General features: G+C 54.9%; 16 protein-coding genes and 2 pseudogenes. 1 reads left to right on the top strand and 17 read right to left on the bottom strand.

All coding sequences use genetic code 11. The features are described 5' to 3' along the window. Positions 1 to 8: 8 nt before the first annotated feature. The 16 genes and pseudogenes from H8S57_RS12355 to H8S57_RS12280 all read right to left on the bottom strand — a co-directional run bounded on the left by H8S57_RS12355 (position 9) and on the right by H8S57_RS12280 (position 13,771). On the bottom strand, positions 9 to 1,718 hold the full coding sequence (locus H8S57_RS12355) for a C40 family peptidase (protein WP_186908344.1): 1,710 nt from the start codon (positions 1,716 to 1,718) through the stop codon (positions 9 to 11). Then, on the bottom strand, positions 1,715 to 4,120 hold the full coding sequence (locus tag H8S57_RS12350; RefSeq protein ID WP_186908343.1) for a VirB4-like conjugal transfer ATPase, CD1110 family: 2,406 nt from the start codon (positions 4,118 to 4,120) through the stop codon (positions 1,715 to 1,717). Before H8S57_RS12350 ends, H8S57_RS12355 begins: the two co-directional genes overlap by 4 nt. Next, on the bottom strand, positions 4,041 to 4,472 hold the full coding sequence (locus H8S57_RS12345) for a PrgI family protein (RefSeq protein WP_186908342.1): 432 nt from the start codon (positions 4,470 to 4,472) through the stop codon (positions 4,041 to 4,043). Before H8S57_RS12345 ends, H8S57_RS12350 begins: the two co-directional genes overlap by 80 nt. A gap of 12 nt (positions 4,473 to 4,484) precedes the next feature. After that, a complete protein-coding gene (locus tag H8S57_RS12340; protein WP_186908341.1) occupies positions 4,485 to 4,925 on the bottom strand; it encodes an XF1762 family protein in 441 nt (146 codons plus the stop codon). A 13-nt stretch (positions 4,926 to 4,938) separates the two neighbouring features. Then, entirely contained in the window at positions 4,939 to 5,808 is an 870-nt protein-coding gene (locus H8S57_RS12335; protein WP_021633196.1) for a VirB6/TrbL-like conjugal transfer protein, CD1112 family, read from the bottom strand. An 80-nt stretch (positions 5,809 to 5,888) separates the two neighbouring features. Further along, positions 5,889 to 5,987 (bottom strand): annotated as a pseudogene (locus H8S57_RS12330) (Maff2 family mobile element protein); the annotation flags it as partial. A 784-nt stretch (positions 5,988 to 6,771) separates the two neighbouring features. Next, positions 6,772 to 6,900 (bottom strand): annotated as a pseudogene (locus H8S57_RS12325) (Maff2 family mobile element protein); the annotation flags it as partial. A 94-nt stretch (positions 6,901 to 6,994) separates the two neighbouring features. Continuing rightward, positions 6,995 to 8,782 (bottom strand): VirD4-like conjugal transfer protein, CD1115 family, encoded by a 1,788-nt coding sequence (locus tag H8S57_RS12320; protein ID WP_186908340.1) that lies wholly within the window; start codon positions 8,780 to 8,782, stop codon positions 6,995 to 6,997. Continuing rightward, on the bottom strand, positions 8,779 to 9,255 hold the full coding sequence (locus H8S57_RS12315) for a PcfB family protein (RefSeq protein WP_186908339.1): 477 nt from the start codon (positions 9,253 to 9,255) through the stop codon (positions 8,779 to 8,781). Before H8S57_RS12315 ends, H8S57_RS12320 begins: the two co-directional genes overlap by 4 nt. Before the next feature lie 82 nt (positions 9,256 to 9,337). After that, on the bottom strand, positions 9,338 to 9,685 hold the full coding sequence (locus H8S57_RS12310; RefSeq protein WP_186908338.1) for a DUF7768 domain-containing protein: 348 nt from the start codon (positions 9,683 to 9,685) through the stop codon (positions 9,338 to 9,340). A gap of 48 nt (positions 9,686 to 9,733) precedes the next feature. Further along, entirely contained in the window at positions 9,734 to 10,570 is an 837-nt protein-coding gene (locus H8S57_RS12305) for a DUF6017 domain-containing protein (RefSeq protein ID WP_055270785.1), read from the bottom strand. Between the two features lie 27 nt (positions 10,571 to 10,597). Beyond that, positions 10,598 to 11,380 (bottom strand): phosphoadenosine phosphosulfate reductase domain-containing protein, encoded by a 783-nt coding sequence (locus H8S57_RS12300; RefSeq protein WP_186908376.1) that lies wholly within the window; start codon positions 11,378 to 11,380, stop codon positions 10,598 to 10,600. A gap of 34 nt (positions 11,381 to 11,414) precedes the next feature. Next, complete coding sequence (locus H8S57_RS12295; RefSeq protein ID WP_147358449.1) at positions 11,415 to 11,918, bottom strand: hypothetical protein; 504 nt, start codon at positions 11,916 to 11,918, stop codon at positions 11,415 to 11,417. Between the two features lie 19 nt (positions 11,919 to 11,937). Continuing rightward, on the bottom strand, positions 11,938 to 12,201 hold the full coding sequence (locus tag H8S57_RS12290; RefSeq protein WP_186908337.1) for a DUF5720 family protein: 264 nt from the start codon (positions 12,199 to 12,201) through the stop codon (positions 11,938 to 11,940). Next, the gene (locus H8S57_RS12285) at positions 12,191 to 12,805 is read right to left on the bottom strand and encodes a hypothetical protein (RefSeq protein WP_186908336.1); all 615 of its coding nucleotides are present in this window, start codon (positions 12,803 to 12,805) and stop codon (positions 12,191 to 12,193) included. Before H8S57_RS12285 ends, H8S57_RS12290 begins: the two co-directional genes overlap by 11 nt. A 51-nt stretch (positions 12,806 to 12,856) precedes the next feature. Further along, positions 12,857 to 13,771 carry a ParB/RepB/Spo0J family partition protein gene (locus tag H8S57_RS12280; protein WP_186908335.1) on the bottom strand — a complete coding sequence of 305 codons (915 nt, stop codon included), beginning with the start codon at positions 13,769 to 13,771 and terminating at the stop codon, positions 12,857 to 12,859. Between the two features lie 321 nt (positions 13,772 to 14,092). Between H8S57_RS12280 and H8S57_RS17715 the strand changes: the two genes are divergently transcribed. Then, positions 14,093 to 14,224: a hypothetical protein gene (locus H8S57_RS17715; RefSeq protein ID WP_256413624.1), complete on the top strand. Its 132-nt coding sequence runs from the start codon at positions 14,093 to 14,095 to the stop codon at positions 14,222 to 14,224. A 210-nt stretch (positions 14,225 to 14,434) separates the two neighbouring features. On the opposite strand, the gene H8S57_RS12275 is transcribed toward H8S57_RS17715, so the two are convergent. Beyond that, a partial coding sequence (locus H8S57_RS12275; protein ID WP_186908334.1) for a transposase occupies positions 14,435 to 14,698 on the bottom strand: 264 nt, incomplete at its 5' end.

Below are 14,698 nucleotides of genomic sequence, written 5' to 3'. Positions count from 1 at the left end.
ACTCTCCTTTACGGCAAGCGCCCATAGCGGTAGAAATGGGACTGCCAATAGCTTGAATTTAAGTTCGCATAAGAGATCGGATCTCCGCAGTGGATCATCATATTGTTGCCAACATAGATACCCACATGGCTGACACCGGGGGTATCATACGTTCCGGTGAAAAACACCAGATCGCCCGGCTTGACGTTAGCAGAGGATACAGGCATACAGATGTTGCAAAGTCCCTGCGCGCCCAGTCTGCCCACATCCCAACCGGAATGATTGATGACCCAACTGACGAAGCCCGAACAGTCAAACGAGGTGGAGGGACTGCTGCCGCCCCAAACGTAGGGGTAGCCGAGATACTTTTCCGCTTCCTTGATGATGGCGGCAAATACCTCATCGTCCAGCGCCTCCGGGGGAATGTCGTAGTCGGTATAGCTGCCCTCCACATACTTGCCGATGTAGCCTGAACCGGGGAACAGGTCGGGACGGTTGCCGAGGGTGGCCATATAGGTGGCGTACATTCCGAGCTGTTCTTCGCTCATAATGTAAACGGGAACATGAGAGAGATTGAAGTTTTCCAGCGTGACCGTGCAGATGTAGTAGTCATACGGCACCTGATAGGTGTCCGTATGGGTGTTGCCGTCCGCGTCCGTCCATGTGTCGGTTTCTGTGCGGTAGCGGGTTTCCACCACCACATCCTCGGTCAAAATGTACTGGCGGTCAAAGAGCATTTGGAGCGTACCCTGCACCTCATCCAGCGTCCATTCCCCTTGATGCAGCGCCGTAATCATGGAAATGAGTACATAGGGGTCATGCTCGATGGTGTCCAGATCAAAGTGGTACTCATCGTAGTCGTGGGTGCTTTCGTAGGTGTCGAGGTAGCGCTGAAGCTCTGCTTCCATCGCGCAATACTGCGCTTCCGCGCCCAGCATATCGGCGTCCTGCGACGGATAGGTACTGGCCGCGATCCCGGAGCCGACGCCATCCATTATCACCGAGCAGGAGGACAGGCCGTTGAGCAGAAATGCCAGCATCAGCAGAATCGCGGCGGCAATGGCAAAGCCGCGCCGGTGTTCCCACACATATTTGCCCGCTTTCTCAGCCTTTTCAGCGGCTTTTTTCGCGGCCTTGGCGGTATTTTCTGCCGCCTTTGCCGTAGTCTGCGCCGCCTGATTGTGCTTGGCAGCGGCATACTGCTTCTTAATTGCCTGCTTCTGCTGCCATTTGGAAACGGGATTGCTGGTGGGGCTGTCGATCTCTGCTTTCTTCTGGAGCGCGTCAAGATTGGCCTGTTCCAGCTTTTTCTCTGCACGGATGGCAGCGCGATAGGGTTTGAGCTGATGGGCGCGGTGGGCAGACTGCACCAGCCGCCCGCCGCTCTCCACGGCTTGCTCTACCTTGTGCGCGGCCTCTACGCCTACATTGTCATCCTCGCTCTGCCGCACCTCCCGGTGAACCTGAGAGAGAACAAAGCTGGCGGGGGCATCCTGCACGGCATGGGTCAGCTTTGAGGGCGGCTTTTTCTTGTCCACCTCCTCAAACCGGAGCTGCGTTTTGACCTTGCCGGTGGCAGGATCAAAGCCGCGTTCCTTTTTGACCACGGTTTTCTTGGGGATTTTCGCCTGCGCCTTATCCGCCTTGGCCTCCGCTTTTTTCACCCGCTTGATGGGCTTTTCCAGCTTCGGCTCGGCAAGATCGGCGTCGGAAAACTGCAAACGCGGTTCTCTTTTCATGCCGACGCCACCTCTTGCGGTTTGGTGGTCATGACGCGGTACAGCTCGGTGTCCTTTGGGAAGTGGTCAATGAAGGGCAGGATCGTGTTGCCGTAGAACAGCAGCCCCTCGCCCTCGCCGGAGTGGGTCACATAAGAAAGCTGATGCGGCGAAATGTTGAGCTGCTTTGCGAGAATCTGCCGGTCGCCAGCGGCCTGATTGAGCATATAGATGAAATCGCTGTTCTCAAAAATGTTCTCAACCTCGCGGCTGGATAACAGGTCTTTGACATTTTGCGTGATCCCGGTGGGGATGCCGCCCCATTTGCGATAGCGTTTCCAGATTTCGACACTGTACGAAGCCGTCTGTTCCTCCTTCAAAAGAAGATGGAACTCGTCAAGATAGTAGCGGGTCGTTTTATGGGCGGCGCGGTTGATGGTCACACGGTTCCAGACCTGATCCTGCACCACCAGCATCCCGATTTTTTTGAGCTGCTTGCCCAGTTCCTTGATGTCGTAGCAGACGATGCGGCTATTCACATCCACGTTCGTGTGATGGTTGAACACATTCAGAGAGCCGGTGACGTAGATTTCCAAAGCGGTGGCGATGTACTGCGCTTCCTTTTCATCCTGCGCACGGAGGGCGTTATACAAGTCCTCCAGCAGCGGCATATTCTCCGGTTTCGGGTCATTGAGGTAGTCCCGGTAGACGATGCGAACGCAGCGGTCGATGATGGTCTTTTCCACAGGGGCAAGCCCATCCTTGCCGCCGACGATCAGCTCGCACAGCGACAGAATGAAGTCGGATTTCAGGCTCAGCGGGTTATCATCGTCGCTGTAATCCAGATTCAAGTCCATCGGATTGATATAGCAGGGCGAACCGTCGTAGCCCTTGCCGGTGGGCGACAGCTTAATGACCTGACCGTGCAAACGCTCCACCAGCGGTGTATATTCGCCCTCCGGGTCACAGATGATGATGTCATCCTTGGGGCAGATAAGAAACGCATTGGTGATCTCGCGTTTTGCCGAAAATGACTTGCCGCTGCCGGGAGTGCCTAAAATCAGGCCGTTGGGATTTTTCAGCAGCTTCCGGTCTACCATGATGAGGTTGTTGGAAAGGGCGTTGATGCCGTAGTACAGCGCCTCCGAACCGTTCTGAAACAGCTCCTGCGTGGTGAAAGGCACAAAAATCGCCACGCTGGAGGTGGTCAAGCCCCGCTGAATCTCGATCTGATTCAACCCCAGCGGGAGACTGCTCATCAGTCCTTCCTCCTGCTGAAAGTCCAGCCGGGTCAGCGCACAGTTATACTTTTGCGCGATGCTGGAGGTCTGGAAGATGTTGTTGTCGAGCTGCCGGGGCGTGTCCGCTGTGTTGAGAATGAGGAAGGTCAGCAGGAACATTCGCTCATTGCGGGACTGCAAATCCTGCAACAGCTTTTTGGCCTCTGCACCGTAGGTGGCAAGGTCGCTTGGAATGATGTCCATGTCGTACCCTGCACGGACGGCTTTCTTCTGTTCCTCAATTTTGGATTTGTCGAGATCGGTGATTTTGCGCTTGACGGTCTTGATGGCGTTGACCTGATCCACAGACTGCACATGGAGATTGACGAGGACGCTGCTCTCCATATCCAGAAAGTCCGCCAGCATCCGGTCATTCAGCTCCGGTGCCAGAATCTGCACGAAGCTGACCGCGCCCAGCTTTTTGCCCATACGAAACTGCCTGCCGGTCTTGAACTCAAAGGAGCTGGGCGCGATAAAGTCCTTGGTGGACAGTCCGGAGGGAGCCAGCCAGTCCCACGAAAAGCGGAACGGTTCCTGCTCGTCCATCCGCAGAATGTCGTGCATGACGTGCAGGCGCTCAAAGCCGTTCAGCGGCGCAGCCACAACGCCCAGCCGCTTGAAGTTGTTCAGAAGGTCGGTTTCGATGCGCTCCAAACGGGGCTTGGCAGCGCGGAGGTTGTCGGCCTCAACGCCGAACGTGAGATACTTGGTCTTAATGAGGCCGTTGTTGCCGCGGGCAAGCTGATTTTGCAGCATACCGGCGTACTCGGCGCGGATGCCGTCAAACTCGTCCCCGCAGGGCGGAATGGAAATGCTCCGTGCAAAGGTTTCCTGCGAAGCCGAGAGGTTCACAAAGGAAAGCTGGAATTGCACGGAGCTGTCAAAGTAGTTCAGAAAATCGCACCACGCTTCAAAGATGGCGGTCTTGTCCTCATTCTGCGAGAGCTGGTAGTTGATGTCCTGATACTGGATCGTTTTGGTGTAGCGCGTGTCGGTCACACGGCAAATACCGTCCGGCCACATACGTTGATACGGGATGCTGTCCTGCGCCGATTTTTCTTTCTTATCCGTTCGGTTCGCTCTTGCGATGGCGATTTCGATCTGTTTTCGTTCGGCGCGGGTCAGCTTTTTCTTTTCGGACAATTTGATACACCTCCCGGTCTAACTGGTTTTGCCGCTCCAGAACGGCATAAAAATTGTTGGTCTTATACGGGCGCTGCTTTGACCTCTGGAAGCACACGCGGTAGATGTTGCGGATGACGACCTCCAACGGCTGACCGTTCTTTTCATACATGGCGAACAGCATGGCCGGGATCATCACCACCATCATCACCATGGCGGCAGGGCTGGTGCCGATGCTGCCCTTGAGCAAGAAGAAAAGCGGTACGCCGATGAGCGCGCCGCTTCCGAAGCAAATGAGCTGTCGTTTCGTGAGGTTGAACAGCACCTTGGTTTTTACTTTGGTTAAGTCCTTTGGGACGTTGACATAGGCCATAGAAATTCCCCTTTATAAGAGCTTTTCATATCGAAGTTTCATCTGCGCCGGGTACAAAGCGGAGGCGGGCTTACGGCTGCCTGTCCAGCATTTGCCGCCTGCCAAGCCTGCGCAGTTCCAACCAGCGGCGCGGAGACTGCTGCCGCTCTCGCTATCCAGCGTATAGGTGATGATCTTGCGGTATCCCATTGCCTTTGCCGCCCGCGCGGATGCGGCATAAAGGATGCTGCAAGCGTTCTTCTCACCGGTGGTGCAAAGGCGATTGACCTCCAATGTCCAGCCATCATCCAGATACCGGCTTACAGGACGGCCTACGATTGCAACACCGACAAGCTCTCCATCCTTGGCACAGCCGATGGAAAACTTATGCCCAGCAGTTGCCTTGTGGTGCCGGTGATGCGCATTAACAAAAGCGTTCGCTGTTGCAAGCGCGACGGGCGTGAGTGTCAGCATAGTATCACCCCCGTTAATGTGCATTGAACACGGACTTGGCAAGGCTGCTCGTTTTGAACAGGCAGAAGCACAGCAGCACCGTGTAGCCCATGCAAGTCCAGATGGCGTAGATGATGTCATCCACAAGCGCGATGTTCTGCACCAGAACGGCGTAGATGGCAACGCAGACGATAATCAAGAACGCTTGGAAGCCCAGCGCCAGCAGGGAACGGATGTAGTTCTGTCCCATGCCGCCCCATTCCTTGCCCATCATGGTCGCCATCGGAATGGGGGCAACAGAGGTGACGAGATATATTTCAATCATTCTTCCGAATGTGATAATGAAAATACAGATGGTCAGCGCCCACATGGTAATGCCCACGAACAGAGACTGGAACCATAGGCCGAAGAGCGGCCCCAGCTCCATCTCCATCAACCGATCCTCAATGCCCACCATGACGCTTGAAATGTTGATGCTGGTGTCGCCGATAATCAGCCCGGAGGCGCTGGCAACGACGCTTTGGGCGGCATCGAACACGCCCATCACAATCGTCCATGTGTTTGTTACAATCAGGACAGCGGCAGCGGACTTGAACGCCCACTTGAAGAATATCCATGTGTCCATGTCGTTGAGGTTATTCTTGTCGGTAATGAGCTGGATCAGCTCCAGCGTCATCACAAAGGCGAGAATTGCGCCTGCGATGGGGACGATCACGGTTTCCGACAGGTTTTGTATCATGCTGAAAATGCTGCCGTTCCATGCCTGCGGCGATAAGCCCACCTGACCGGAGATCTCGGCAACCTTTTGATTGGTTGCATCGAACATCCCGGACAGATTGCTCACGATACCGCCGATGAGCATTTCTTTCAGCCATTCCGTGATCTTATCCCATAAGAAATCCATAGGGTTGCCCTCCTTTCGGGAGGATGCCGCCAGAAAGCGGCACCCTCCGTGGATTTATGGGAAGCAAACGAGCTGCCTGATTAGCCGAACAGCCCGGACAGCAGCGGCACGAGGGTAATGCCAATCAAGGCCACCCCGCCCCCGGCCATCAGCTGCTTCATGCCCTGAGATTTAGCACCAGATAGCCATAGGTAAGCATTTGATATGATCTCCAGCTTTTCCCCGGCTCCACACCGTGCGTGCAGCTTTCACCGCACACGGCGTTCCATCGAATTTGGTCATACAGGGCTTGCGACACTTTGTGCGTGCTTCTTTTGCCAAATTCGACTTGTGGCCTTTCCTCCACCGTTTACTTTTTCACGGCTTCATAGGTACTACGCCACTACTTTCACTGAAACAAAGAATGGTTATTGCCTTCTCACGAAGGTATTCCCATCCACCATCTCGCAGCCTTGCAACAGGCTAAATGTTTTCAGCTTCCTGCGTTCCGATATTTCTATCATGGGCCGCATTTAGGTTCTTCCTCTAAGCCTGTATTCAATTCTTTACGAATCGTGCCGCCTGTAACGGCACATGGACTTTCATAACAACCATTTTTACTTGTCCACGAATACCTCCGTATAAGGAGTACCACCGTTTCGATGGTATCAACGTTTAGACTTGTACATTCAGAAGTTCGTCAGTATTTCCATACATACTAACCATGTGCGGCTGACACCCGGCATATAGGATGCGCTATCCACCTCTGGACAGCTTTCGATTTCAGCCTTGCAGCCAAAACTACGGCATCTCTCTGCCGACTTCACCGAGCTTCTGACAATCGGCGGTTGCGCACCTATGCCAGTCGGAGTATTAGTGTGGACGCTTCGGGGCGTTACCCCCTCATTTCATCCATCGAAATATCAGTTCTCCAAGGTTTTGGACTTCATTCGTCCTTCGACCTGTGCCTGACCTTTTCAGTCAGGAACGCATCGCACGGTTGTCGTTGCCGTAGCCCTCCAGCAGATTGATCGCACCCCAAATGCCGAGGCCAGCGCCCAGCGCCACAACGAGGGTCTGAAGAACACCAACAGCAGAATTAAAGAAAGCCATAAATAGTACCTCCGAAAAATATGTTTTTAGATTTTGGAGGGTACATTTCTTCCACGAAGTTTCATCGAGTCGTTGTCAAAACAGGCTGCCGCCGTCAGGCGACAGGTTCACCGGAAAGGTCTGCCTGATACACCTCAACTGCATCATCCGGCTTGAGCTTGAGGCGATGGGACAGAAAACGCTCTATGTCAAAGGCGTATTTCTTGTCATAATCCGCTGTGTAGCGGTAGAGGGGATGCTTGGTGAGATCATATTTGTTGGACAGAAACGGGCGGACGCCGCGAAGCTGCAAGATGCACTTGCCGCCATCCAGCACGGCAAGCTCATCCACGCTCATCAGCTCCTTGCCCAATTTCTGATAGTTCAGCGAATGGGAAACCTCGCGGCCACGGCTCTCGCCGGTGTTATAGCTGTCGATGGTTTCCTTACCCAGCGCCGCCGCCAGCTCTTTCAGCGTACCGGGTTCCTTACCGCCCAAAAAGATGGAGCAGTCCATGTTGCCGATGATCGTATCCGCGCTGTCTTTATACAGGGCTTTGAGCTGGCTCTGCGCCTGCAAGACAAGGCAGCAGGAGATTTCTCTGGAACGGATCGTCGCTACCAGCTTCTCAAGCCTCGGTATCTGGCCGATATTCGCGGCCTCGTCGATCAGGCAGCGGACATGAACCGGCAAGCGTCCGCCGTACACATCATCCGCCTTTTCACACAACAGGTTGAAAAGCTGGGTATAGCACATGGAAATGAGAAAGTTAAAGGTATCATCCGTATCGGACATGATGATGAACAGGGCGGTTTTCCGGTCGCCCAGCGTGTCCAGTTGCAGCTCGTCATAGGCCGTCAGCTCCCGAAGCTCCTGAATGTCAAAGGGCGCAAGCCGTGCGCCGCAGGAAATAAGTATGCTTTTCGCGGTCTTGCCGGCACTTAGCTTGAATTTGGCATATTGGCGGACGGCGAAGTGGTCTGGCTTGCGCTTTTTCAGCTCGTCGAACATCAAGTCCACCGGATTTTTGAAGTCCTCATCGTCCCCGCGCACCTCCATCGCATTGATAAACTCAATGAGCGTAGAGAAATTCTGTTCCTCCACCGGCGCTTCATAGTGGATGTACCCGATAAGGGCGGTGTAGAGCAGCGTTTCCGCTTTCACCCAGAAATCGTCACCGGCTTTGCCCTCGCCCTTGGTGTTGGCGATCAGCGTCGTGACCAGCTTCAAAATGTCCTTTTCCGAGTGGATGTAGGCGAACGGGTTGTAGTGCATGGACTTCTTGAAGTTCAGGGAATTGAGAATCTTGATCTGATACCCGTTCTTTTGCAGCGCATGGCCGCAGGAAACCAAGATGTCCCCTTTGGGATCGGTGACGACGAAGCTGGTGGGATAGGTTTTTGATGTGCATTGGAGCAGATTGGGCTTCAACCAAAAGCGGGTCTTGCCCGAACCGCTGCCGCCGACGATCAGGACATTTTTGTTCCGCGCCGTTTTCGGGTCTTTGGGGCGGCTATTCATCGTCAGCCGCTCCGTCTGCGTGAGAATGATGTTGTTCTCAAACGCAGGATCGACGTAGGGCTTGATGTCCTCGGCGGTTCCCCAACGGGCGCTGCCGTACTCCAGATTTTTGCGGAATTTCTTGGCATTTTTGCCCTTGATATAGACCGCCAGTCGAATGGCGATGGCGGCGGCAACGCCCACGCACAGGTCAATGGGATGAAAGCTGGGGACAAGGGAGTGGAACGCCGTGTTCAGGCCGGTCATAATGTTCAGCAGCTTCGTGGAAGCGTCCGAACCGGGAGCCAGCCGCACCGCCTCGCTGACCTTGGTGGCCAGCAGCGCGATGAACACATACGGGATGTTGGGAAGAATGAGCTTTTTGACGTTGACTTGCTTCATCGTTCCAGCTCCTTCCGCTTTGTCCTGTCCACCACAGCCGCCTGAATGAGCGACTTGAAGTGTTGCAGCTTTTCCAGCACCGAGGGGCGTTCCGCCTTCCTGACCTGTTTGGCAGTGTATTCCTTGAACGCGGCGGTCATGGCGTCGGCGTCCGGCGCTTTGAAGAACACCATGTATCGCTTTTCGCCCTTGACCTTGAATGGAGCGAAGTCAATGCCATACTTCCGGGCAATCCGGTTGAATGAGCCGATATTCTGATCGGTGACTTCAATGCTCTGCAATCCCTTATCCTTGGCGGCAAGCTGCTTGACGGTCATTTTTCCGTGGGGATTGGCCTTGCCGTGCTGATATTTCTGATAATCGTTTTTTAGCTGCTCCAGCAGCTTGGCAACGGCCTTGCGAAATTCCTGTTCACCCAGCTTTCCGCAGGAGATCATCAGGGATACGATTCTCTGTTCAACTTCTTCCTGCATGACTTATCACGCTCCTTTCCTCCGATTTGCAGGGAGAATGCCGGGACACTAAGGCGGTACCACCAGCCGGTGCAGAAGATGCTCATTCATTTCTGCGCCCCTGCCCCTTGACGGTTAGGATGCCGTCCAGCGTGGTGGCGGTGATCCGCAGGCGCTCGGCCACGGCGATGTCATTTTTCACGCTTTCATCTACGGTGCTGCCGCAAACCACCAGCACACGAGCGCGGCGTAGATACTCCCGCGCCATGTCGATGCAGTCCTTGTGCTCCTGCGGAATCTCATCGTGTAGGAACAGTGGCAGAAACAGCGTGGGGCAGATGGGCGAAAAGCCCGCGTCATAGACCGCCCTGCAATACTTGGCGGCATTTTCGGTGTTCTCAAACTCGTTCTCGCTCCACGGAGCGGTGATGTAGGCAAGGGGGCGTTTCATCGGTATCAAATCCTTTCTCCCGGAATCGGGCATGAAAAATGACGGCCTTTAGGGGCCGCCGTGAAAATCGTGATTGACCAGCATGGCGTAGTGGTTGTCGATGGTGGAAACGGAATTGAACAGCGCCGCCATGAGATAGGCTTTCGTGTTCCAAACGCGGGTGGTGTTCTCGCGGATACCGTCCATGACCTTTTCGATGTGCATGGAGGTGATCTTTTCAAAGCGCTGTTGGACGAAGCCGGTGGGATACTCCGCATCCCGCCCGATCTTGACCGTGGGGCTGCGGTTCATAGCAACCTCCAGCATAATCTCCACCAGCTCATCAAGCTGCATCCGGTCATACTGCTGACAGAGAATGTCGTATTCGATTTGCTCTCTGATCTCCGCTTTTTTCTCAAATCCGTCCGTCATTCCGTCCGCCGCAGGCAGAAAGAATGAATGAGTGCTTGATAGATCAGTATTTGATTTTTGAGTATTAGATTTCTTAGTATTTAATTGCGCGGGATTATCCGTATCCGGTGCCTCCGTATCCGGGTTATCCAGATACGGGTTTTCCGTATCTGGTAAAGTCGTATCCGGTGGAGAGGGCTTTCGGGGCTTCTCGAAGATGGTGTACTCCGTGTCGGAAATGCGCCCGTCCTTGCCGCGAAGCTGACGGCGGATGATGTAGCCCGCCAGCTCCAGCTCCTTGAGCGTTTTCCCGATGGCGTCCACGCCCTCCTTGCAGATCGCAGCCAGCCCCCGCGTGGTGTAATTCCACTCGTCGGGGAGGGAGAGCATCATGGAGAGCAGCCCCTTGGCTTTCAGGGAAAGATTGCTGTCTTTCAGGTGATGGTTGCACATCACCGTGTAATCCCGCGTCCGTTCAACGCGAAATACAGCCATATTGCTTCAATCCTTTCCGCAGGGCAGTCAACCTGTTTGGCCGTCCTCCTCGGCAAACCGCGTATCCAGCCGCTCTACGCTCCAGTTCTGCTTGAACTGTCCCAGCGGGCCGGTGCCGAACTGCGCCAGCGCACGGCGATCCAGCTCCATCAGCTTTTCCCACAGCTCCGGGTGATGCTTTCGCAGCTTCCGCAGCTCGTCGATACGCTGGAACGGGCAGCACCAGCAGGACGCACGGTGGTAAATCTCATACAGTCCGCCGAAGTCAAAGCCACGGTCGTAACAGGCTTGGAGCGCCTGCGCCTCCGTGATGCCCCATTCCACGAGGGGATACCGCTCATCCTTGCAGCGCCACGCTTCATCGGCGGCGATACCGACATAGTGGATCGCGCCCAGCTCGCCTTTGAGCCGGTTGACCTCCTTGGTGATGAGGTGCGTTTTGAGCTGCCCGGTACACCAGCGGACGCGGATTCCCGGCCAGCCGTTGCCGTAGGGCGGGATGCCCAGCTTTGCACGGTTTTCCAGACTGCGGGGCTTCTGCTTGGGTTCGTCGAACATCAGGTATTCAAAGCCCTTGGGATGCCGCAGCGTGGTAATATGGATGCCGCGCTCCCGGAAAAGATGCTCGTCCAGTTTGGCAAGGTGTTCGTACATTTCCGGGAACTCCATGCCGGTGTCCGCTGACAGCACCATGTCGATGGGCATATCCCGTTCGATCATCAAAAGCAGCATGGCGGTACTGTCCTTGCCACCGGACAGGCTGACGGCGTGAAACTGCTTGCCGTTTGCGTTCTGAATGGTTTCCCGCATGGGGAAGCCGCTTCGTTTCCACTCCTTTCCCACATCACAGCTCATAGATGGGCTGCTCGTGTTCGTAGTAGGGATCGCACAGGGCGGCAAGCTCGGCCACCAAGTCCTCCAAATCCAGAGAAATCTCGCTGTCTGCCCAATCGCTGCCCTTGTAGACGCGATACTCGGTGACGTATTCGCCTTCTCCGGCGTTCACGCTGAATTTGGCAACGACGGCAAAGCCCATATCCTCCAGCAGCCACAACTCCATCGACCGGGCGGCAAACACCGCGCCGATATAGCTGTCGCCCACGTCCTCATAGAGAAGCGTCGCTCGCTGCTTGAACAGCTCTGAGCTGCGATAGTCCAGACTCAGCGCATTTTTGCCGTCTGCGCGGTAGGCATAGACCGTTTCAGCCTTGTTCCAAACGGCTTGCAGCAGGGCGTGATAGTCGATGTTTTCCAGAAACTCGTCAATCTCCGTTTCCGTGTAGCCGACCTCTGTACCCTTACGAAACAGCGTGGTCAGCGCTTTTTCCAGCTCTGTAACTCTGCTCATGGTAATTCCTCCAATCATTTTAGTGACGCCGCTTTTTCCGGTCAGGGAGGATATGCCCCTCAATGACGTCGGCGTGTTTGCGAATTTTGATTTCTCCGCGCCTCTCGGATGCCTGCGCCTTGGCATATCCCACGTCGGAGAGGAACAACCTCAGCCGTTCGCCCTTTTCACCCACAGGGGATTTCCACGACAGGACATCAAAAATAATCATGTGGCTGGTTTCGTCCATAAAGCGCTCCAGCGCAAGGATGCTGTGCCCGCCGACAAAATCATCAGCGTTCATATTCGGCACCTCGCGCTCTGATCTGAAAGGCGGCAAGCCCATAGCGGGCGATCAGAGTGGCGTTGACGACCAGGCGCAGCGCCTCCGGGTCAATGACCTCCGGTTCCGCCAAGTCCGCCATCGTGACGGCCTCCGTCTTGTCGCAGAGGTCGCGCGCTGCCATGAACAGTGCGTAGTTGTGCGGCGAGGTGTTTTTCAACACCGCATAGCCGAACTCAATCCCGTCCTTGCAGAAGCAGTTTGCCGTGCGGCGGTAAATGTCGTCGTTGGAGGTCAGCAGGTACATGGCCGCATAATAGGCGTTGGTATCCCTGCGGCGGCGGTAGCCCTGCACGGCGCACTGATACTGCATTCGGCGCTCATGCTGCTCGTTGCTCCAGAGGCTTCCGGGATAATGCTTGATCAGCAGGTTCAGGCGCGAGGACAGGCGGCGGTCGCGGGGGAATGTTTCCATGACGGCCTCGCGGTAGCCGACCACACCGGCCTCAATGCGCTCGGCCAGCCACGGGCAGCGCAGGGCGGTACAGCCCAGCTTTTTCACATACTCGGTACAGAGCTGGCAGCTCACATCTTTGGGCGTGTATTTGAACGTGTTGATATACATGGCGTCCTCCTTTTGGCATGAAAATAGCGGACAAACAAACTGCTTGTCCGCTCAACGGCTCTGGTCGCGCTGGCGCTTTTTCTGCCATGCGTCCAGTAATTTGAAGATGGTGTTCTCGATCTGGAACGGGGTATAGGAACGCGGGAAGTATTTGCGGAGCTTTTCACCGGAAAGGGTGATGTCGTTTTTCTCCGGTTTCTTCTGCTCCATCATAATGGAGAGCATGGTGTCCTCGTTCAGCTCGCCGCTCTGACTGAGCTTTTTCATCCGCTGCGCCTGCGAGAGCGAGGGGGTGGTCTGTTCGCTGTCGATGGTTTCCAGAAGCAGCCCCTGCTCCTTGGGTGTCAGCGCCGCAAGCTGATAGGCGGGACTGAGGGCGATTTTCTTCTCGTCCACCATCTGCTGAAGCTCCGGGACTAACTGCGTCAAGGCGATGTAGTTGCGGATGGTATCTCCGCTCACACCGGCATCCTGACCAACTTCATCATCGCTGCGGAACTTCGCCGAAATTTTCGGCGAAGTCAGATCCGTTCGTGCGCCCTGCCGCTTGATGGCCTCCATCTTCATCTTGTAGGCTTTGGCGCGTTCGGAGGGGAGAATGTTCTCCCGCTGAAGGTTGCTGTCCACCATGATAATGGTGGCAGCGTCCCGGTCAATGTCGCGGACAATGACGGGCATGGTGGCCAGCCCAGCCAGCTCGCAGGCGTGTTTGCGGCGGTGGCCTGCAATCAGCTCATAATCGCCGTCCTCCCGTGGCCGCGCCAGCGCGGGGACGAGGACGCCGTATTCCTTAACGCTTTCGGCGGTTTCCTGCATGGACGCATCCTCCCGCACCTGAAAGGGGTGATCCGGGAACGGATGCAGCTCAGAGAGCGAAATCTGAACAACTACTTCCTGCTGCGGTTTCGGCTTTTTGGATGGCGCGGGCTTTTTGCCCGGTTCTTTCTGCGCTGTTTTTTCAGTCATCGTGTTCCTCCTGTCGGCATCTGATTTTGGGTACAAAAAAAGGACATTTCTTCTTTTCAGAGGAAATGTCCTGATTTGTTGGACGGGCTGACAGCCCGCCCAAACAATATTTAGTTTTTGTCGTTACTATAACACCCCCTACGATATAACTACTTCGCGGCTCGATTTTTCGGTTTGGAAAAGGATGAAAAACCTTGCCAGATAACCGAAAACCCTTGATATACGGGGCTTTTCCGGTTTGTCGTAATTATACCGTAAGGGCATGCTAATGCTTCCGTCATGCTGGCCTTGAATGTGCCAGACAAATATGCGATGGAGCGAATGGGGCATGCCACAAACAATATGCTCAAGAACGTCTACCAGCACACCATGAAGGACAAGCAGGAAGAGGTGGCCGATCTGGTAGACACTTATTTCGAAGAAAAATTGCACACGATTTTGCACACAAAATAATCTTTGTAATTGCGGCACAATCGGTTTGAAGATTTTATAGGCGGGTTCGACTCCCCCCGCCTCCACCAAAATGCACCAAGGCGAACCCTGTAAGGGGTTCGCCTTTGGTGTATCATACATCAGAATGGCTGTCCTGTACGTGATACAGGACAGCCAGGTAGTGTCAAGGATTTTGCGCAAATTGGTTTGCAGGCTCTGGAATGAATGAAGTCAGCCAGCAATGGAGGCGTCCTCAACGGCAGCCTCCAGGTGCTTCATGTTCATGTACTTTTTGTTGCCCCACTGGGTGCCGGCCACATGGCGCAGGCGGGCACAGACCAGCATGAGGGCGGAGTTACCATCCGGGAAACTACCCACCACACGGGTGCGGCGGCGGATCTCCCGGTTGAGCCTCTCAATGACATTGTTGGTGCGGATGCGAGTCCAGTGTTCGCTGGGAAAATCGCAGTAGGTAAGAGTCTCCTCAATGCCATC

The organism is Lawsonibacter hominis, assembly GCF_014287895.1.
Classification (GTDB): Bacteria; Bacillota; Clostridia; order Oscillospirales; family Oscillospiraceae; genus Lawsonibacter_A; species Lawsonibacter_A hominis.
This window is presented reverse-complemented; position numbering and strand designations above follow the sequence as displayed.